Below are 20,653 nucleotides of genomic sequence, written 5' to 3' on the forward strand. Positions count from 1 at the left end.
TTCACAGAAGTTTGAGCTAGGCTGGGGCAATAGATTTGGCAAAACTTCCCCATGCGTAAATTTTTAATTTTGCTGCTGTTCTGTATTGGTCTTGGGTTTGGCCTTTGGCGATCGCCGAGCTTGGCGACCCAAGGGGAATACGACTCTTTAATCTTAGATTTTCGCGAAACCGTAGAAACCAGTGTCGTTGAGGCACAGTTAAAGGCGATCGCCCAACAATTCAACGTCATCCCCCGGCTCAATAGTGAATTTTCCGCTGCTGACCAGATCTACGTTATCGAGGGCAAGCGAGAAATGCTCCAGTGGTTGCGCCAATCTGACCCCATTAAAAAAGCAACGGAATACATCGAGCCCAACTACATTTACCGGGCCTACGGGGTGCCAAACGACCCAGATTACCCAAAGCAATGGAATTTACGCAGCATTAATGTCGAAGCCGCCTGGTCAGAAACCCAAGGGGAAGGGATCACCGTGGCGGTTATCGATACTGGGGTTAGCCCTGTGCCAGATTTAGAACAAACCGCCTTTGCTGGGGGCTACGATTTCGTGGGCGATCGCCCGGAAGCTTTAGATGATGTGGGCCATGGCACCCATGTTGCCGGGACAATTGCCCAGTCGACGAACAATAACTACGGTGTTGCGGGCATTGCCTATAAAGCGAAGATTATGCCCATTAAAGTCCTTGCCGCTAATGGTGGGGGAACCGTCGCTGACATCGCTGAGGGAATCCGTTTTGCCACCGATCAAGGGGCCGATGTGATTAACCTCAGCCTTGGGGGGGCTGGTGCGAGCCAGCTGATGCAAGAAGCAATTGACTATGCCTATCGCAAAGACGTGGTGATCATTGCCGCTGCGGGGAATGCCAACAAAAATGCTGCTGCCTATCCAGCCCGTTATCCCAAAGTGATCGGCGTTGCGGCCACCGATGCGGCTGGCAAAAAAGCGCCCTATTCCAATTACGGGGCGGGAATTGATCTTGCGGCTCCTGGGGGCAGTGAAGCGGGAGGCATTCTCCAGGAAATCCTTAACCCAAAAACAGGGCAACCAGAATTTATCGACTACAAAGGCACCAGTATGGCAGCGCCCCATGTGGCTGGCGTGGCGGCCATGGTGAAAGCGACTGGTGTGACTAAACCAGCCGAAGTTTTACAGGTCTTAACCCAATCGGCCCAAAAGGTTACGGAAGATCCTTTAAACCACTACGGTGCTGGGTATCTGAATGCAGGTCAGGCGGTAACAAAAGCCCTTAAAGGCAAAATCACCGTCAAAGATTTCTTCCGCTGGCTCCGGGATAATGGGTATTTGAATCCTCGTTTCTGGATCGATGGGGGAACAGTGGCCCTTTTGCCGAAGTTAGCGATGGTTTTGGGTTCCTATCTTCTCGCTTTTCTGCTGCGGAACTACTTGCCCTTTGGGTGGGGTTGGCCCCTCAGTAGTGGCTTAGTGTTCGGCAGTTCGGGGTTATTTTTCCTCAAGGGCATTTATATTTTTGATTTGCCCCAGGCCCCTTTTCGGCTTCTGGGCAGTTCTCTCCCGGAATTGGGCAATGCCATCAACGGAAATCCTGGTTTAAATCCACTATTCGCGAGTGTGTTAATTCCCTTTGGGGTGTTGCTCCTGTTTGCTGGTACGGAAGGGGGGAAACGCTTTGGGGTTGGTCTCTGTTTGGGGGTGGCGAGTTGTCTCTGGGTCAGTGCGATCGCCGCACCGACAGTTTGGGGTTTGGGATCGGGTATTTTAGCCCAGGCATTTTTAGGGATTAATGGACTCCTGTGTGTGGCCCTAGCGAAATTGATGCTGACGGAACCGTTAAAAACCAGTAACTAGGAAATCTGTCAAAACTTACCATTTTAAAACAGCCGCTTCTGGGCCTTTTTCCTGGCGTGTTTTGGCGTCCTTTTCAAACCACTGGATAATTTCTTTGTGGCTCAGGTTTTCGATGGGGCAATCGAGATCTTGGGCAATGATCCCCAGTAACCGTTGGGAAGAAATGGTCAGACGAGCGAGAAATTTCTCTGGACTACTTAAGAGGGCGGCATCGACATCGAGGGATTCTTCTGGGGTGAGGAAGTTGGGTTGATTCATAACTAATAGCTTGGGGTTTGCTGTGGGCAATAGCGATTAATGTTGCCTATTTTATCGTCCCGACGGGGTAGCCTTTGGTGCAAATGAGTTGCATTAGTTTTCCCCTTCACTCCACAATGGGATTTTAGTACCTCTCCTGATTGTGAATCCCTTGAAACGTTTACAGCTTAATTTTTGGACTCCGATGACTCTGGCGATCGCCGCTTTGATTGCCCTACCGATTTTTTCTGTATTGGGGAGCGTTTTCACGGATTCTGGCGAAATTTGGCGTCACCTAGTCGACACGGTGCTGGGGCGTTATGTGTTCAATTCCCTGTGGTTGATGCTTGGGGTCGGCGTGGGGGTCACAGTTGTCGGGGTGGCCACGGCTTGGTTAGTGACGATGTGTCGCTTTCGGGGCCAAAGTTTTTGGGAGGTATTGTTACTCTTGCCCCTCGCTGCTCCGGCTTACCTGTTGGCTTATATTTATACGGATATTTTGGATTACTTCGGCTGGGTGCAGCGGTTTTTGCGACTAATATTCGGTTGGCAATCGGCCCAGGATTATTGGTTTCCGGAAGTTCGTTCTTTGGGGGGGGCAATCATTATGTTGATCTTGGTGCTCTACCCCTATGTTTACCTGCTGGCGCGGGTGGCTTTTTTAGAACAGTCCGTCACAACCCTAGAGGCGAGTCGCGCTTTGGGCTGCGGCCCCTGGAAAAGTTTTTGGGCGATCGCCTTACCCTTAGCTCGGCCAGCGATTACGGCGGGTCTGGCCCTGGCTTTGATGGAAACCTTGAATGATTTTGGCACCGTGCAATATTTTGGCGTCGAAACCTTCACCACGGGGATCTATCGCACTTGGTTTGGGTTGGGGGCACCCCAGGCAGCAGCACAACTGGCGGCGGTATTGATGCTGTTTATTGCGGGGCTGTTGGTTCTCGAAAAATGGTCACGGCACCAAGCCCAGTATTACCAAACCAGTAATAACTATGACAAACCCCAGGCCTATGAGTTGCAAGGATGGCGGGCTGGTATCGCCACGCTGACCTGTGGGATTCCGGTTTTTTTTGGGTTTGTTGTGCCCGTCGGTACTCTTTTGGAAATGGCCTTTAATCGTCCCCAGGCGCGGTTTCGGACACAGTTCTGGGAGTTTGCCCAGCATAGTTTCGTCTTAGCGAGTGTGACGGCAATTTTAGCGGTGGCGATCGCCTTGATTTTGGCCTACGGTCAACGATTAAATCACAGCCTCTGGATGGCCTTGGGTGTGCGGATTGCGTCCCTGGGTTATGCCATTCCCGGCTCGGTAATTGCGGTGGGGATTCTGATTCCCATGGGGAAACTCGACAATGCGATCGCCAATTTTTTCCAAGCCCAGTTCAATATCTCCACGGGCTTACTCCTGAGTGGCACGATTACCGCCCTGGTTTTTGCCTATTTAGTGCGCTTTTTGGCAGTGTCCTTTGGGGCCGTCGAAACGAGCCTCGGCAAAATTAAGCCCACCCTAGACGACGCTTCCCGCAGCCTCGGTTATACCCCGATTCGTACCCTGGTGAGTGTGCATACTCCCCTGATGTGGAGTGGTTTGTTAACCGCTGCGATGTTGGTGTTTGTGGATGTGATGAAGGAACTCCCGGCGACCCTGGTGATTCGTCCCTTTAACTTCGATACCCTGGCCGTGAAGGTTTATCAATACGCTTCCGATGAACGGTTAGTCGAAGCCTCTGTGCCCGCCCTGGCGATTTTGGCGGTGGGCTTGATTCCGGTGATTTTTCTCAGTTGGCGTATTGCCCACGTCCGTAACGAGTGAATGGATAACAAATGTAAGAAATTCGCTACAAATCTTTAATAGCTGGGTGAGAATGGGTAAGGTGACTTCTAGAAGATTGATTTTATTCATTACAAAAATCATCGTTATCCTAGTCGGCTTTCCAGACAAATGTTCCAGGATTCCCCCAAGCTGCCGAATTCCCAGTCACATCAAAGTCCGTACAAAGCGCGCTTCAATGTCCGGTATTTATCTTGGGGGTTGGCGATCGCCGTTGTTAGTGTCGTTGCTGGTGGTATTGTTAGCTTTCGTTGGTTCAGTGAAAAACTGTTACTCGATCTACAGGACAATCTCTTGGGAGTGGCTGAACTCCAGGCGACCCAAATTGATCAATGGTTATTAGAACGCAAAGGTGATGCCCGGGTGCTTGCCTCAAGGCCCACGACTATTGATGCCCTCAAAGCCTTTGCGACGAATGATCCAAATTCTGCCATTGTGCAGCAGCAACAAGCCAGCCTTAATCAGTTTGCCCTTGATGTGCAAACCAGTTACGATTACCGCCGCATCGTTTTTTTTAACCGTCAGGGACAGGTCGCTTGGCAAACTGGGGTTCAAAATCCCTTACCTAAGGCAATTAACGCCGCTTTTGGGGATGAGGATCATCTAACAAGTCTTGGGGGAGAAGTACGTTTGATCGACTTGAGTCTCCTAAAAGTTAGTAATCAAGACTTGCCCGTTTATGGTGTTTTAGCTTACATCTACGATGAGCAAAATAACCTTATTGGGGCGGTATATTTAGAAAAAGATCCCCAGAATTTTCTATATAGTCTATTAGACCGAGCGGCCAATGCTAGTGCCACCGCTGAAACCTTATTGGTGCGTCGTGAAGGCAATAATATTCGTTACCTCAATCCTCTCCGGTTCGCTAGTGATCCACCATTACGGTTAAGTCGTTCCCTGGATCAAGATTCTCTCCTCGCAACCCAAGCAATTTTGCAGTCTCGGCGTTTGGTACGGGGCACTGATTACCGCAATATTCCCGTTGTGGGGGCTTCCTTTGAAACGACCCAAGCCCCCTGGACTGTGATTTATAAGGTGAATCTCCGGGAAGCCAATGCTCCCATTCGCCAGTTGGCGATCGCCATTAGTGGTCTATCGGGCTTACTCATTGGGGTTGTTTTTTGGGTAGGCTACCAAATGCTGCGGTTACAGCGCTTTAAGTTAGAGGCGATCGCCAGGGAAGCAGAAATCGAAAAAGCACAGATCCGTGCCGCTAGTGCCTCCCGTTATTTAACGGCCATTGAAACTGCCATCGATGGTTATGCCGTTTTAGATGATCGGGGCTATTTTCTCGAAGTTAACGTGGCCCTGGGCGAAATGACAGGCTACGACTGCGATGAATTGCTGCAACGCTCAATTTTTGATCTGCTCATTACCGACAACCTCGATCCCGCACAACTGCTCACAGAATGGGGCGATCGCCGCAGACTTAAACTCTATCAACAGTGGCGACACAAAAAAGGTCAGATCCGAGAAATGCAACTGAGTTTGACCACTGACCTCAGCGCCGATCAAAGCCGATTTTTTATCTTTGTCCAAGACATCACCCAGCAAAAACAAGCTAATGCCGCCCTCGGCGAAAGTGAACAACGTCTCTACCGGGCGATTCAAGACGCCCCATTTCCCATTCTGCTCTACGCCAGTGATGGTGAAATTTTGCAGCTAAATCGTACTTGGACGGCGTTAACTGGCTATGACATCACGGAAATTCCCACGATCGCAGCCTGGGCAGCAAAAGCCTACGGTGAAGCATATCTGACAGCTCTACAGGGGATCGAGAAAGTTTATGAGATCCAAAATTCTACCCATGACGGTGAATACGCCATCCTGATCAAAGACGGCGACCAACGTATTTGGGATTTTAGTAGTGCTCCCCTTGGTACCTTGCCCGATGGACGTAAACTGCAAATCACCATGGCGATGGATGTTACGGACCGCAAGGCCAATGAACTCGCCCTCCAAGCCGCCAAAAAACAAGCCGAAGAAGCAAACCGGGCAAAAAGTCTGTTTCTCGCCAATATGAGCCACGAACTGCGCACACCCTTAAATGGCATTTTGGGTTATACGCAAATTTTGATGTTTGATGAATCCTTGAGTACAGAGCAAAAAAGCAGCCTCAAAATCATTGAACAATGCGGCCATCATCTCTTGAGTTTGATTGCTGATGTGCTTGACTTTTCTAAAATTGAAGCCCAGCGCCTAGAACTAATTCCAACGGCGGTACAATTCCATTACTTTATTCTGGATATTATCCAAACCTGTCAGATCAAGGCCACAGAAAAACAACTCCTCCTCAATTACGATATTGATCCAGATATTCCCGATTATTTACTGGTCGATGATCAACGTCTCCGGCAAGTGTTGCTGAATCTATTGGGCAATGCGATTAAATTTACCCACCAGGGAAGCGTTGTTTTAGACGTTCAATTAAGCCAGCCCCCGCAGACTCCCCCCAAATCTCCTAAGCACCATTGGCACAGAGTACACTTCGCGGTTCGGGATACAGGCTGCGGTATTGACCCCGAAAACCATCAGAAAATTTTCTTACCCTTCGAGCAGGTAGGCGATCGCCGCAGTCGGCCCCACGGTACAGGTTTAGGATTAGCGATCAGCCAAAAATTAGTGGCGATGATGGGGGGTGAACTCCAGTTAACGAGTTACCCGAACAAAGGGAGTTGTTTTTCCTTTGACCTGGAGCTATCGGAGGTGCTCGTTAGTCCTCCCCTGGTTGCTGATGATCAAGCGACCCGTGATCACTTACAAATTATTGGTTATGTGGGCCGCAGGCAGACCATTCTGATTGTGGATAGCCGTTGGGTTAATCGTTCTGTGATTAAACACTTCTTGATGCCTTTGGGTTTTAAGATTCTCGAAGCCGAAAACGGAAAAGATGGTTTGATGGTGGCAGAAGCCCATCCAGTGGATCTCATCATTTCAGAGATGGTGATGCCCCGGATGGACGGCCAAGCCATGGCCCACCAGATTCGTCAACTCGAAAAATTTAGGACAATCCCTATCTTCGCCATGTCCGGGGATGTTTTGGATCATGGTTGGCATAATATAAATTCGGATTTTGACGCTTTTTTAGAAAAACCACTGGATTTTTCAAATTTATTGGAGATGCTTCAGACCCATCTTCATCTCACTTGGGTTTATGAAGGCGATCGCTAAATTGATTTTGATGGTTTGCGTCAGTCCCAGCAACTTATACACAATTATTGAGGTAATTTTTTATGGCTCGCACTGAATCCACCATGCTTCCCCTGGGTGCTCCGGCCCCTGATTTTGCCCTACCGGATGTCACCACCGGAAAAACCGTTAGCCTTGGAGATTTCCGGGGGAAAGCGGGTTTGCTCGTGATTTTTATGTGTCGCCACTGTCCGTTTGTGATCCATGTCCAGGATGAGCTAGCCCGGTTGGGAGTAGATTTCGCCCCCCAGGAGCTAGGCATTGTCGCCATTAGTGCCAATGATGCAGAGAATTATCCGGATGATGGCCCAGAGAAGCTCAAGGAAATGGCGGCAGCACTCCAATTAAATTTTCCGATTCTCTATGATGAGTCCCAGGCGATCGCCAAAAGTTATCAAGCGGCCTGTACCCCTGATTTTTTCCTTTTCGACCAGGACCTAAAGCTGGTTTATCGGGGCCAATTGGACGACGCCCGCCCCGGTAATGACAAGCCCGTGACGGGAGTTGATCTTCGCCAGGCGATCGCCGCTGTTTTGGCAAAAGAAACCCCTGATCCGAACCAAAAGCCTAGCCTTGGTTGCAATATCAAATGGAAACCAGGCAATGCTCCCAGTTATTTTGGCTAAACCACAGGGGACGACTTGACCGTCAGCCATAGCAAAATGACGAGGGCTAGGACAAGCAGTTTTACTAAAATGTACAGGGTGCCATCTGGAAATAAATAGGTGCTTAACATAAAGCCTCCTTGGGACTTCACTCAGGGATCTCTCGCTCAGATAGGGAGTCTGTAGGATTCTGTGGTGTCCCTCTATCTTCATTGTCCTGCGCTCTTAGTCCTCTGTAGGCCCATGCTGATATTTAGTTGGGAATATTCACAAAGCTTAAGGTGAATTGCTCAGTTTTGTGAGCGTTTGTTAGCGACGCCGGGAACGCTTCGTTTTCGTTTTTGTTTTGCTGGTCTGGTTCGTTTTCGGTGGGCTGGGTTCTTCAAAGACCGGCACCGTAAAGGAAAATTGACTCCCCTGATTTTTACCTTCGGATTCTGCCCAGATCGCTCCCCCCCAGGCGGTGACAATCTGGCGACAAATCGCTAATCCTAAGCCAGTGCCGCCGGCGCTCCGTCGCAATGCCCCTTCTTCTTGGTAAAAGCGATCAAAGACGGTTTCGAGGCGTTTGGGTTCAATGCCCCGGCCATTGTCGATAATGCTGACGGTGAGTTTATGGGGATCTTCGGCGGTGATGGCGATCGCCACTTGACCCTGCTTGGCATCGCTAAATTTACAGGCATTGTCCAGTAACTTGGCGATCACTTCTACAAGCCATTCCCCGTCAGCTTGGACGAGGGGCAAATCTGGCGAAACTTGATTGATCAGTTGGGGCAGGGGTTGGCCGCCACTTTGATGACGTTTGGCCCGCACGTGGCTCATGGCCAGTTCCACACATTCATAGAGCATCAGGGGTTCAATATTCCACTCCACCCGACCACTTTCGAGCTGGGACAGGGTCAGAAAATCCTGGACGAGGGTGCGCAGACGTTCTGCATCCTGGAGGGCGGTATCTAGCATCACCTGGCGCAGTTCCTCCGGCATATCCGGCTCATTGGCAAGGCTTTCTAGGCAGACTTGAATCGTCGATAAAGGTGTCCGGAGTTCGTGGCCTGTGATCGCCACAAGGTTAGAGCGGGTACGGTCGAGGGCTGCTAATTGTTCGTTGAGTTCTTCGAGGTTGTTGTAGGCTTCGGCCTGAATTAGGGCTACACCTACTTGGATGGCGATCGCCCCCACGAGGGCAATATCTTCCTGTCGCCAGTGGATCGCCTCTGGGTGGCAGTGATGGAGCTCGATCATGCCGATCAGTCGCCCTTGGTAGAGTACCGGCACCAGCAGCCAGGAGACAATGGAACAGGTTTGGGTGAGGGTTTCTAGCTGGTCTTTGATGAAGTCTGGATCTTGCTCGGTATTATCAATGCCGAGGGCTTCCCCCAGGGAGACCACCTTTTGAAAGAGGGGATTATCCTTCAGGGGCCAATTGCGACCTTTTACAGAAATTTGATCCCCGTGGAGAAATTCATGCTGGATCTGGGCTTGTTCGTCTGACTCTTTGCAACGGTAAATAATGCAGCGACAGACTCCGAGACCTTCTCCTAATTTTTCGACGGCCAATTGCAAGATGTCTTCGGTGTCGAGCGATCGCCGAATGGCCGCTGTGACCGTATTAATTAAACGCTCCTTTTGTTCTTTATTTGCCAGGGAGCGGTTGGCCTTAAGGATTTTGTATTGACCCGCCTGGAGATAGTTCACCAAGCGCTGCACAAAGGGATCGGCGGTGGAATTAGGCTGATGTTCCGTTAGATCTTGGTGACCATTCTGGAGGTAGGTTTCCTTGGCCGTTTGAATTTTTTCCTGGAGCTCCGGGCGATATTGGGCAATGCGATCGAGGAGGATTTCCGCTGCTTTTTCGGTAATGTTGCGGTCTTCGGTCCAAATACCTTCAAAGCGACGGGCATTATCGGCGAAGTGATCTCCCTTTTCAGAATTGTTGTGTTTTTCTCGGCAGAGGAGACAACTGGCAAAATTCTCCCCAATCACCACTAGGTGCCACTCTTCGCTTAGGGCATCATCTGGCGTAAAGGCAATGCGCTCGTAGGTGTCAGAAGCGTTTTCAAATTCTGTTTCTGGGGCCGCGAGGACGTAAACCTGTTGGGATTTATCGGCAATGCGACGATAACGGGTTGCTTCCTGGCGGTAGTATCTTTCTTGCTGGAAGCTGGCGATCACCAAGGGGGAATCTTGACCTGCAAGGATTTGATCTTCCATCGCGTGGGAGAGTGCCGTTAGGGAAGATTTGAAATAGAGTTGCGATCGCCCATGGGGAACGGCTTCAAATAATTGTTTGACAACCGAGGTTTGAATACTCATTAAGAAATGCTTTTTCCCGAAAGGAATAGTCGCCTTCTACGAACGATGGACCAGAGGAATTCCCTAGATTATCCTTGATCACCCAATATTGATCAATTTTTCTAGGGGATTTGGCAACTGAATGAATGGTGACGAGGCGATCGCCATTACGCAGAGCCCAAGGCACGAATCAGGTCAGGGATCGGCTGAGGCTCACGGTCACTGTCTGTAATTGCTTCAATAATTTGTCGGTTTGCCTGGGGATGATCAAGGGCGGCCACGCATAATTCTGCCACCTGCTGCCGGGGAATTCGTCCTTCAAACAGGGTATCGGCTTGGGCGAGTACCAGGGGTGCTGCGGCTTCGGCATTCAAGCCACCGGGACGGACAATCGTGTAATTGAGGGAACTGTTGATGAGGTAAGCCTCGGTTTGTTTTTTCCAAAACAGCACCAGACCAAATAGATTCAACGGATGGAAAAATTTAGATACACAAAGGGACGTGACGAGGACAAATTGCTTAACTCCCTGGGTCACAGCAGCATCGATCAGCGATTTGGTGCCGACATAATCCACTTGAAAAAAAGCGGCAGGGTTCAAACTGGGTCGAGCCGCAGCGGCACAAATGATGTGGTCACAGTCGGCGATCGCCCCTGGGAGCGATTTTTTATCGAGGAGATCACCAACGACTAATTCTGCGTCCGAGGGCAAGATTTCTTTGCCTTTGTTGAGATCCCGAACCATGGCCCGCACTGGGATATTTTGGGCGATTAGGGTTTCGACAACGCGCCGTCCCGTTTCCCCCGTCGCCCCGACCACTAAAACTTTCATCCTCATTAACCTCCTAAAATCGCTGGCGGAAATTTGCCTTCGATTTACAATTATTACCCTGAATTCCTCGGTCTTGGGGTGCAACTTTACAGAAAAGCGGGCATGATTTTAGGTACAACAAGTTTATTTCTTGTCTTTTGCTGCTATGAACCCTGCGGAATCGTCTCGTCTATTCACGGCCTTTGGTGACGGTAACCCCGAAACGCCACCGATGCATTTTGAGACCCACTATCGAGGGATCATGCAAATGTACGCGCCCCTAGAGGAAGTCGCGGCGTACCTAGATCGCCATGGCGGTTGGTTTCACCGTTGTGCAAAACCGATGCAGGTAGAACCCCTCACCGAGAATGGCTATATTCTGACGGTGGGCAAGTTTGGCAATTTCGGCTATGAAGTAGAACCAAAACTGGCGGTGGTTTTTGACCCCCCCGTTGAAAATACCTACAGAATGTACAATGTGCCCCTCCCTGAGGCCCAATCCCAGGGCTATGCCATTGATTATGATGCGCTGATGTGCCTCGACCATCTCCCCTGGGAACAGGTACTTGCCAACGATGCCCAGGCACGCAAACTACTCGGCGATCGCCCGATGCCGCCGGTGATTACCCAGGTGAATTGGGAGCTGCATTTACAGGTGCTGGTTCAATTTCCCCGGTTTATCTACAAGTTGCCCCAGGGTCTATTGAAAACCACAGGCGATCGCCTCCTCGCGACCATTGTTTCCCAGGTTTCACCGCGCCTCACCACAAAAGTCCAGCAAGACTTCCACGACTGTTTCAATCTCCCCTTACCCCTCAAGAGTGGCCGGGGTTGTACCGTCATTCGTCCCCCCGAAGACAATCCAGAAACCCACAAAAAAGAGGACAGTACCCCTGTCCCCCCCGAAAATTTTGCCTGGACGCTACCTACAGACGGCCAATAATTTTCGTCACAATATCCATACCACTCACGGCCTGCCAACCAAACAGAGCCACCAGCAACGTATTCAAGCCAATGTGGGTTACCCGCGCCAAGTCGTTGCCCCGTTGCATAAAAGGCACCAAAGAGGCTGAGATGGCAATTAAACCGGTCATCCCTAAACCGACAAGGAGGTGGGGGCCAACGAATAATTTCCCGTTGTTGATGTAGGTGACGGCCATCCCGCCAATGGTGCCCAAAACCATAAATGCCAGCAGGGCCGAACCCACCTGGTGGTGCTTGAAGTTAAATTGTTTTTTTACCAATTCTTTGCGGACTTCTTTATCGGCACTCCGGATGCGACGGATCTGAATGCCGAGGTACATCGCATAAATACAAAGCCCAAACAAGACCCACATCATAATGGGGTGACCAAACTGGGACCAGACTTTGACGGACTCTGGAATTTCAAAACTCATGGGTGTTTTCTCCTTCGTTCAGGATGCTGAAATCTTTATAAAACTTAACCGATTCCCCTGGTAAATGGAAATTATCAGCTAGAATCTGGGACGGCTTGGGACAGGATCGATTCGGGATACTTCTACAATAGAAATTAACCTTTATTGTATGTTTCGCGATGACAGCCCCCGTGGACCGCGCCCAGTTATTTCAGGCAATTCGCGCCCAAAATGTGGATCGAGTGGCCGCCTTGCTCACCCAGGGGGTACCAGTCAATATCTTGGATGGCGATCGCACGAGTCCTTTGATGTATGCCTGTCAAGTTGGGGCTTTGGATCTCGTTAAGCTCTGTCTTACCCACGGCGCAGATTTAGAATTACGAGGAAAATATGGCCTCACGGCGCTGATGGTGGCGGCGGCGGCAGGACAAACGGCAGTCCTACATTTTTTGATTGGGGCCGGCGCTAATCCCAATGCCACCAATGAAGACGGCAGTACCGCGCTGATGGTGGCGGCCTATCGGGGGGCGATCGCCACCGTAGAAATTTTGTTGAAGGCCGGGGCAAAGATTAACCACGAAGATTTTGATGGGGATACGGCGCTGAATTTAGCGATTCAAGGGCAACACCCGGTGGTGGTGCAGATACTCCTGGCCCAGCGGGCTAACCCTTACCAAGGCTTAGGGGCGATGACGGTGGCCGTGTCGGAGCGGGCGATCGCCTGTTTAGAAGTCCTACTCAAGGCCGGGTTAAATGTGAATCTCCCCAGTAGTGACGGGAAGACCCCCCTCATGCACGCAGTTATTGCGGGTTACGATGAGGTCGTTGACATGCTGTTGGCTGCTGGGGCGGCGGTCAATGCCACAGATCTTGATGGGGATACGGCCCTTATTTTTGTCGTCGAACAGGGGAATTTGCCCCTCACACAACGTTTGGTTCAGGCCGGGGCAACCCTGACTCAGTCGGATATTTTGCCTCTCGCGGGGGCTGCTGGCAATCTCGCCTTAGTTCAATATCTACTTAAACATCAATTAGATCCCAATAGCACTGATACAGCAGGCGACACGGCCCTCCATTTAGCAACCCTCGAAGGCCACTACGATATTGTCGAATATTTACTCCGCCAAAATGCTGCGGTGAACCTAGCCAACCACCAAGGTGATACCCCCCTCCTGGTTGCTGCCTACCAGGGGCAAAGGGCGATCGCCCAACTTCTTCTCGACCAAGGTGCAGACCTCCACTACCAAAACGAAGGAGAAAACGCGCTCCTGATCGCCTTCAACCAAGGCAAGCTGGAACTCCTCGAACTTTTTCTGGCAAGGGGAGCTAATCCTGATGAACGTCTCCCCAGCGGCAAAACTCTCCTCATGGAAGCGGGCGATCGCGGTTATCAAGCAGTGATTGAAGTGCTGTTAAACGCGGGGGCCGATGCCAATGCCACAGATCAACATCAAGCCACAGCCTTAATGTGGGCAGCCCACCGGGATCACCATGCCGTCATTCAGTTGCTCCTCGAACGGTGTCCAGATTTAGATCTCAATGCCCAAAACAAACGGGGCGACACAGCCCTTAAAATTGCTCAGTTTAACCAATGTAAGACCGTTGTGAAGCTCTTAAAGGCTGCTGGGGCGAGATGATGGCGGTGGGGGAGAGTCTGCCGCCAAGCTAGAGCTATTTAAAAACTTTTCAATTTCTAAGGATTCGACCACGTGGGGATTTTTCACCGGTGCCGTGGGGGGATGGGCATGGCGCACATCTGTAATCCACCAGTCCAGGGCTGCCTTTTGCAGATCAATGGTTGCCCCCGTTTTATCAACACAGTAGCGCCCAAAGACTAATTTATCCTTGAGGCGTACCCCTGAGCCCAAGCGGGAATATTCAAAAATCACACTACTTTCAACGGTCGCGCCTGCACAAATCCAACAACTGGGGCCAATCATGGTCGGGCCAATAATTTTTGCCCCATCTTCAATGCGGGTCATACCGCCAATGTAGACAGGGCCTTGGATATCGACTTTATCCCAGTTGACGGCCACATTCAGGCCTGTATAAACTCCTGGTTTGACTTCGATGCCGGGAATAGGCACATTTTTGATCTTGCCCTGGAGTACGCTCTGAATCGCTTGCCAATAGTCAGGAACTTTGCCAATATCTACCCACTCAAAGTCCATATCTAGGGCGTAAAAAGGTGCATTGGCCGCCACAAGCTTTGGAAACAGTTGACCACCAATGTCGAATTCGCAGTTGGGGGGAATAAAATCGATTACCTCTGGCTCAAAAATATAGATCCCGGTATTAATTTTCGTGCTGAGAGCTTCGGTAACGCTGGGCTTTTCTTGGAAGCTCAAAATCCGGTCTTCGTCATCTGTGACCACCACGCCATAGCTAGAGACCGCTTCTTGGGGGACAGATTTCGTGATTACGGTGGCGATCGCCCCCTTTTCGCGATGCCATTGCACCGCTGCGGTGAGGTCTAGATCAATCAGGGCATCACCACAAAGCACCACAAAAGTATCGTCAAAAAATGGATGAAAATCTTGGATCTTACGCAGGCCCCCTGCCGAACCGAGGGCTGCCCCCTGTAATTCTCCATCTTGAATACTGCCTTCAAAGGAATAGGCCAGATGTACCCCGTAGCGTTGACCATCCTTAAAGTAGCCTTCAATTTCGTGGGCGAGATGGCTCACATTCACCATAATCTGATCAAAGCCATGTTGGGCGAGCAGATCCAGCAAAAATTCCATCACGGGTTTTTGCAGAATTGGGATGAGGGGCTTGGGGATGGTGTAGGTAATCGGACGAACCCTGGTTCCTTTACCCGCTGCCAGAATCATGGCTTTCATGAATGGTATTGTCCTCGAACAATGACTGTTTTCAGGCTAAATGGCGCAAAGCCTCGGAAGATTGGTCTTTATTTTACCGAAAGGTGTTCCTTTCCCTAAATGCCCGCATTTCCCAAAAGATTCAGTTTAGGATGGAGTGACAGTTGTTTTCTGTCTACAGCAATGGCGATTAAACGCAACCAAGGCCATGGTTTCCCGCCTAAACGTGATCCGGCTTTGGGTAGAGATGCCCTCACCACGAGTCAAGCCCTGCCCGAAGACCAAGAACAATCGGCCAATGAAGATCGCATTCGTCCCCAACGTCTGGGAGATTACCTAGGTCAAAGGGATCTGAAGGAAGTATTGGGTATTGCGATCGCCGCTGCCAAAGCCCGCCGCGAACCCCTCGATCACATGTTGCTGTATGGCCCCCCTGGGTTAGGGAAGACAACCATGTCCTTGATTTTAGCCGCAGAAATGGGGGTGAATTGTAAAATTACCGCTGCCCCCGCCCTGGAACGCCCCCGTGATATTAGTGGCCTCTTGGTGGGCCTAGAGGCTGGTGACATTTTGTTTATCGATGAAATCCACCGTCTTAATCGCATGGCCGAAGAATTGCTCTATCCAGCGATGGAAGATGGCCGCTTAGATGTCACCATTGGCAAAGGAGTCAGTGCCAGAACCCGTAGTATTCCCCTGAAGCCTTTTACTTTGATTGGCGCAACGACCAAAGTGGGGGCTTTAACTTCCCCTCTGCGCGATCGCTTTGGCTTGATTCAACGGTTACGTTTTTACGAGGTCGATGAATTGATTGCCATCGTCCATCGCAGTGCCCTAATCCTAGAGCAGCCCATTACCCCAGAGGGCGCTTTAGAGATTGCCCGTCGAGCACGGGGGACGCCTCGCATTGCCAACCGTCTGTTACGGCGAATCCGGGATTATGCCCAGGTCAAAGGCTATGGAAAAATTTCCCAAACGGTGGCGGCAACGGCTTTGGATCTGTACAACGTTGATACTTTGGGATTGGACTGGACAGACCGTCTAATCCTAGAAACAATGCTCAATCACTTTGGGGGTGGCCCGGTGGGTTTAGAGGCGATCGCCGCGGCTACTGGCGAGGACAGTAAGACCATTGAAGAAGTCTACGAGCCTTATTTACTCCAAATTGGTTTTTTAAACCGCACGCCCCGGGGACGGGTAGTGAGCGCAAAAGCAAGACAGCATCTCGGTTTAATCCCGGTGGAACAAAGCACCCAACTCGACCTTTTACCCTAGTTTTAACGAGTCTTGCGGGTGGCGGCCTCGAAATTTCTTTCTGGAGAAATCCTTCTAAAATAGGGAAAACACTTGAAATTTGGACGATCAACGCAACTTTATTATGGATTTTTCCCCGGCAACCTCAGCATTAATACTGCTTATTTTCGCGGCTTTGGGTACGGTTTTGTGGGGCTATCGGCGATCGCAAAAAGCGGGACGCTTAGGGTTATTGGCCTGGGGACAATCCCTCGCGATTACGGTTCCCTGGTTGGTGTTATTGAGTTGCATTCTTTTAGGGGTGAGCCTGGATCTCATTGGTGTGGTGCTGATTTTGGTGGCTTCGGCGGGAGCCTATATCTATTTAGGTAATCTACGCCGAGAAGCAGGCCAGGGGGAAATGATTCGCAAACAGTCCTTAGAACGCCTCCAAACTGAGACTCAAGCCACGGAATCCTCGACACAAGCCCCAGCAGATCCGGCGACTGAACCCGAAATTCAACCCATTAATCCAGAGGATCTCCAAACCATTAAAGGTATTTTTGGCATTGACACATTTTTTGCCACAGAAGCAATTCCCTACCAAGAAGGGGCCATTTTTAAGGGAAATTTGCGGGGGGAACCCGAAGAAGCCCACCAAAAGCTGACGGAAAAATTAGGCGATCGCCTGGGTGATAAATACCGCCTCTTCTTGGTCGAAGACCCAGAAGGCAAACCAGTGATCGTGATCTTACCGAGCAGTAATGATCCCAAAACCACGAGTCTCGCCCAGAAAAATGTCGCTTTAGTCTTATTGGTTGCCACCCTGGCGACGACCCTAGAAGCGATTGGCGTCCTTAAAGGCTTTGATTTCTTCAGTGATTGGCAGCGTTATACCGAGGTCTTGCCCCTCAGCCTGGGGATGTGGCTCATCTTGGGCGTTCACGAACTAGGCCACTGGGTCACGAGCCGAAAATATAATGTCAAACTCAGTATTCCTTTTTTCCTCCCCAACTGGCAGATTGCTTCTTTTGGGGCGATTACCCGCTTTGAATCCCTGCTTCCGAACCGGACAGCACTCTTTGACATCGCCTTTGCTGGCCCAGCGGTGGGGGGGCTCATTTCCTTACTGTTCCTCCTGGGTGGTTTTGGGCTTTCTAACCCGGACAGTCTATTTAAAGTTCCGAGTCAATTTTTCCAGGGTTCAGTGTTGGTGGGTACCCTGGCGCGCATTTTCCTAGGCGATGGATTGCAACAAGCAATTGTGGCGATTCATCCCTTGACGATTCTGGGCTGGTTGGGCCTTGTGATTACAGCGCTAAATTTACTCCCCGCTGGTTGTTTAGACGGAGGCCGCATCGTCCAGGCTATTTATGGCCGTAAAACAGCTCGTCGTACCACCATTGCTACCCTCGTGGTATTGGGGCTAGTGGCTTTGTTTAACCCGGCAAACCCCATTCCTCTCTACTGGGCTTTAATTATTATTTTTTTACAACGGGAAGCAGAACGCCCCAGCCTCAATGAACTATTAGAACCCAATGATACCCGGGCGATCCTGGGATTGGTCGCTTTATTTTTGATGCTGGTGACTTTAATTCCCTTGAGTCCCAGCTTGGCGGGACAATTGGGGATCGGCGCTTAACCTCTTGGGGAAAATTCAAGCTTAAATGGACAAAATTTTTTCAGCAAAGGATAGCAACAGCAATGACAGCGCGTAATTTTTCCTGGGATGGTGACTGGTTTTCACCGCAGGCCAGTCAAGATCAAACTTTAATCGAGCAATTGGGTTTCGTGCCTGGTCTGAGGGAGCTGCTATTTATTCGCCAAGCCCACGCCCTGGAACATGGAACGGTTTGGGTGCTTACGGAATTGGCAGAACGCTATCCAACGGCCTGGCGTCACCACTATGCGGAATTAAGCGGGATGTCCACGGGGCAAGGTTTTTATTTATTTGGTGGCGTGGATAAAACTGATCTCTACCAGGCCGTCAGTACAGCAGGCGATCGCCTCCGGTCTGGGGAATGGAATTTAGCTGTCCATCCCCGCTGCGGCACCAATATCTCTGTCACCCTATTGCTGACTGCTGGCTTAGCAGGTGGAGCCGCTTGGCTACTCCCCAAAGATCCCCTCACTCAGTTCCTCGGTATGGGGACTGCTGCTGCTACTGCCTGGGCGATCGCCCCCGATCTCGGTAAATATGCCCAACAGCACATCACCACCGCGATTCCCTTCAATCTCACCCCCGAAGAAATCCAAGAAAACACGGACGAGAGTGGAAATCCAAGCCATTTTGTCCGATTACGGTGGCAGGACGCGCAATAAAACTTAAACACTTCAAGTGCCTGAAAACCCCTATCCGATAGTAGGCTGTTATCTAAGTCTAACTACACTCTTTAGTAATCGCTTTAAAGGAACATAAGCATGGCTATCGAACGCGGATCCAAAGTTAAAATCCTCCGGAAAGAATCCTACTGGTACGGCGATGTCGGTACAGTAGCAAGCATTGATAAAAGCGGTATTATCTATCCCGTCATTGTTCGCTTTAACAAAGTCAACTACAACGGCTTCAGCGGTAGTGCTGGTGGTCTAAACACCAACAACTTCGCTGAGCATGAACTCGAAGTCGTCGGCTAAGCCCCTCTGTCTCTCTTTTTAAAAACCCATTTTTGATATTAAACACACAACCAACATCGTCTCTTTACGGGGCGGTGTTTTTATATGCCCCTTCAAATTCCTAGAGGACAATGGGAAAATAGCCACCACAAAGATTAAATTAAACCACTACAACAAAGGATTAACCCCGTGACTGTTCGCGTTCGTATTGCCCCAAGTCCCACCGGAAATCTCCACATCGGGACAGCTAGAACTGCTGTCTTTAATTGGCTCTTTGCCCACCACCATGGCGGCACCTTTGTCCTCCGGGTTGAAGATACCGATTTGGAACGGTCTAAGTCCGAATACACCGAAAACATTAAAACGGGTCTCCAATGGCTCGGTTTGCACTGGGACGAAGGCCCTTTTTTCCAAACCCAACGGCTGGATCAATACAAAGCAGCAATCCAAACCCTCTTAGATCAAGGTCTTGCCTATCGTTGTTACTGTACTCCTGCAGAACTTGAGGCGATGCGGGAACAACAAAAAGCGAATAATCAAGCGCCCCGCTATGACAATCGTCACCGCAACTTAACGGAGGCACAGCGAGCTGAATTTGAAGCCCAAGGTCGTAAACCCGTGATTCGCTTCAAAATTGACGATGCCCAGCAAATCGTTTGGCAAGATCTGATCCGAGGCACCATGACTTGGAAAGGTAGCGATCTCGGTGGTGACATGGTGATTGCCCGCACCCCTGAAGGGAATGAGTCTTTTGGTCAGCCTCTCTATAATCTTGCGGTGGTAGTTGACGATATTGATATGCAAATCTCCCACGTGATTCGAGGGGAAGACCACATCGCTAATACTGCTAAACAGATTCTTTTATATGAAGCCCTCGGTGCGGCAGTCCCCCTGTTTGCCCACACACCCTTAATCCTCAATCAAGAAGGACGTAAATTGTCGAAACGGGATGGGGTGACATCTATTGATGATTTTCGCCAAATGGGATTTCTCCCCCAGGCGATCGCCAACTATATGAGTCTTTTGGGCTGGACGCCGACCGACTCAACCCAAGAAATTTTTACCCTCGAAGAAGCTGCGAAGGAATTTTCCCTAGAGCGGGTTAATAAAGCCGGCGCAAAATTTGACTGGGATAAGCTCGATTGGATTAATGCCCAGTACCTCCACCAAATGCCGATCCCCGCCCTGACTGATCTGCTTATCCCTTATTTACAAGCAGCAGGTTACGGAGATTATCTAGGCGATCGCTCCTGGTTAGAGTCCCTTGTCACCCTCGTTGCGCCCAGCCTCACCCGCTTGGCCGATGTTACCCAAGAAACCCGACTTCTTTTTGGTGACAGCATCACCTTAGACGAAAAAGCCACCGCCCAACTCCAAACCGAAGGCGTTAAAGCGATTCTCCAGGAAGTCCTCCAAAACATCCAAACCAGTACTAATTTCACCCCCGATGAAGCAAAAGCACTCATTAACCAAGTCACCAAAGCCCATGGCGTCAAAAAAGGCGTTGTCATGAAATCCATGCGTGCCGGACTGATGGGCGAACTCCAAGGCCCCGATCTCATGCAATCCTGGGTACTCCTCCACCAAAAAGGTTGGGATATCGAAAGACTTAATCAGGCGATCGCCTCGATCTAACCCGCCATCGTAGGGATTTGGTTTTCAAATCCAAGAAGACCTCTGGTACTCATCAGTGGAATGAGGAAGGAGGTTTTTTTAATATCCTCACCTAATCGAGAGTGATAGAACAACGTAGGGATGTGGTTGTCAAATCCAGATTGAGGGGCTTAAGAACTTAAAATTCTAAATTTTTCCAGTCACCAAA

The 20,653-nt window shown here is 50.2% G+C and carries 17 protein-coding genes; 11 read left to right on the top strand and 6 right to left on the bottom strand.

Annotated features, from left to right (window positions below; genetic code table 11):
- Positions 1-51: 51 nt before the first annotated feature.
- A complete protein-coding gene (locus AACT35_RS15010) occupies positions 52-1,827 on the top strand; it encodes a S8 family peptidase (RefSeq protein ID WP_099237619.1) in 1,776 nt (591 codons plus the stop codon).
- A gap of 15 nt (positions 1,828-1,842) precedes the next feature.
- On the opposite strand, the gene AACT35_RS15015 is transcribed toward AACT35_RS15010, so the two are convergent.
- Positions 1,843-2,085: a hypothetical protein gene (locus AACT35_RS15015; RefSeq protein ID WP_099237621.1), complete on the bottom strand. Its 243-nt coding sequence runs from the start codon at positions 2,083-2,085 to the stop codon at positions 1,843-1,845.
- A gap of 184 nt (positions 2,086-2,269) precedes the next feature.
- On the opposite strand from AACT35_RS15015, the gene AACT35_RS15020 reads away from it, so the two are divergent.
- The 3 genes from AACT35_RS15020 (at position 2,270) to AACT35_RS15030 (ending at position 7,707) form a co-directional block, all read left to right on the top strand.
- A complete protein-coding gene (locus AACT35_RS15020; RefSeq protein ID WP_173867210.1) occupies positions 2,270-3,874 on the top strand; it encodes an ABC transporter permease in 1,605 nt (534 codons plus the stop codon).
- Between the two features lie 129 nt (positions 3,875-4,003).
- Entirely contained in the window at positions 4,004-7,063 is a 3,060-nt protein-coding gene (locus AACT35_RS15025; protein ID WP_099237625.1) for a PAS domain S-box protein, read from the top strand.
- Between the two features lie 62 nt (positions 7,064-7,125).
- Positions 7,126-7,707 (top strand): thioredoxin family protein, encoded by a 582-nt coding sequence (locus tag AACT35_RS15030; RefSeq protein WP_099237627.1) that lies wholly within the window; start codon positions 7,126-7,128, stop codon positions 7,705-7,707.
- 288 nt (positions 7,708-7,995) lie between these two features.
- On the opposite strand, the gene AACT35_RS15035 is transcribed toward AACT35_RS15030, so the two are convergent.
- Genes AACT35_RS15035 through AACT35_RS15045 form a run of 3 tightly spaced genes read right to left on the bottom strand, consistent with a single transcriptional unit; the run spans position 7,996 to position 10,808 of the window.
- Positions 7,996-9,999 (bottom strand): DICT sensory domain-containing protein, encoded by a 2,004-nt coding sequence (locus tag AACT35_RS15035; RefSeq protein WP_099237629.1) that lies wholly within the window; start codon positions 9,997-9,999, stop codon positions 7,996-7,998.
- Positions 9,962-10,165 carry a hypothetical protein gene (locus AACT35_RS15040; protein ID WP_158227946.1) on the bottom strand — a complete coding sequence of 68 codons (204 nt, stop codon included), beginning with the start codon at positions 10,163-10,165 and terminating at the stop codon, positions 9,962-9,964. The genes AACT35_RS15035 and AACT35_RS15040 overlap by 38 nt, the downstream gene beginning before the upstream one ends.
- Positions 10,146-10,808: an SDR family oxidoreductase gene (locus AACT35_RS15045; protein ID WP_099237631.1), complete on the bottom strand. Its 663-nt coding sequence runs from the start codon at positions 10,806-10,808 to the stop codon at positions 10,146-10,148. Before AACT35_RS15045 ends, AACT35_RS15040 begins: the two co-directional genes overlap by 20 nt.
- A 145-nt stretch (positions 10,809-10,953) precedes the next feature.
- Between AACT35_RS15045 and AACT35_RS15050 the strand changes: the two genes are divergently transcribed.
- On the top strand, positions 10,954-11,730 hold the full coding sequence (locus AACT35_RS15050; RefSeq protein ID WP_254047935.1) for a DUF1997 domain-containing protein: 777 nt from the start codon (positions 10,954-10,956) through the stop codon (positions 11,728-11,730).
- Here the strand turns inward: AACT35_RS15050 and AACT35_RS15055 are convergent.
- Positions 11,714-12,184 carry a DUF4079 domain-containing protein gene (locus tag AACT35_RS15055; RefSeq protein ID WP_012307006.1) on the bottom strand — a complete coding sequence of 157 codons (471 nt, stop codon included), beginning with the start codon at positions 12,182-12,184 and terminating at the stop codon, positions 11,714-11,716. The genes AACT35_RS15050 and AACT35_RS15055 overlap by 17 nt on opposite strands.
- 158 nt (positions 12,185-12,342) lie before the next feature.
- Here AACT35_RS15055 and AACT35_RS15060 point away from each other — a divergent pair, with 158 nt between their 5' ends.
- Positions 12,343-13,800 carry an ankyrin repeat domain-containing protein gene (locus tag AACT35_RS15060; RefSeq protein ID WP_254047936.1) on the top strand — a complete coding sequence of 486 codons (1,458 nt, stop codon included), beginning with the start codon at positions 12,343-12,345 and terminating at the stop codon, positions 13,798-13,800.
- Here AACT35_RS15060 and AACT35_RS15065 read toward each other — a convergent pair.
- Positions 13,777-15,006 carry a sugar phosphate nucleotidyltransferase gene (locus AACT35_RS15065; protein ID WP_099237635.1) on the bottom strand — a complete coding sequence of 410 codons (1,230 nt, stop codon included), beginning with the start codon at positions 15,004-15,006 and terminating at the stop codon, positions 13,777-13,779. The two genes, AACT35_RS15060 and AACT35_RS15065, sit on opposite strands and share 24 nt — an antisense overlap.
- A 162-nt stretch (positions 15,007-15,168) precedes the next feature.
- Between AACT35_RS15065 and ruvB the strand changes: the two genes are divergently transcribed.
- The 5 genes from ruvB to gltX all read left to right on the top strand — a co-directional run bounded on the left by ruvB (position 15,169) and on the right by gltX (position 20,466).
- Positions 15,169-16,260: a Holliday junction branch migration DNA helicase RuvB gene (gene ruvB / locus AACT35_RS15070; protein WP_099237637.1), complete on the top strand. Its 1,092-nt coding sequence runs from the start codon at positions 15,169-15,171 to the stop codon at positions 16,258-16,260.
- Between the two features lie 103 nt (positions 16,261-16,363).
- The gene (locus tag AACT35_RS15075) at positions 16,364-17,860 is read left to right on the top strand and encodes a site-2 protease family protein (RefSeq protein WP_099237639.1); all 1,497 of its coding nucleotides are present in this window, start codon (positions 16,364-16,366) and stop codon (positions 17,858-17,860) included.
- A gap of 62 nt (positions 17,861-17,922) precedes the next feature.
- Entirely contained in the window at positions 17,923-18,540 is a 618-nt protein-coding gene (locus AACT35_RS15080) for a DUF6391 domain-containing protein (protein WP_099237641.1), read from the top strand.
- 99 nt (positions 18,541-18,639) lie between these two features.
- The gene (locus AACT35_RS15085; protein WP_012307012.1) at positions 18,640-18,852 is read left to right on the top strand and encodes a photosystem I reaction center subunit IV; all 213 of its coding nucleotides are present in this window, start codon (positions 18,640-18,642) and stop codon (positions 18,850-18,852) included.
- 168 nt (positions 18,853-19,020) lie between these two features.
- Positions 19,021-20,466: a glutamate--tRNA ligase gene (gltX, locus tag AACT35_RS15090; RefSeq protein WP_099237643.1), complete on the top strand. Its 1,446-nt coding sequence runs from the start codon at positions 19,021-19,023 to the stop codon at positions 20,464-20,466.
- The last annotated feature ends 187 nt before the right edge of the window (positions 20,467-20,653 follow it).

Source organism: Synechococcus sp. BDU 130192 (assembly GCF_963876085.1).
In the GTDB taxonomy this organism is placed as follows: Bacteria; Cyanobacteriota; Cyanobacteriia; order Cyanobacteriales; family MRBY01; genus MRBY01.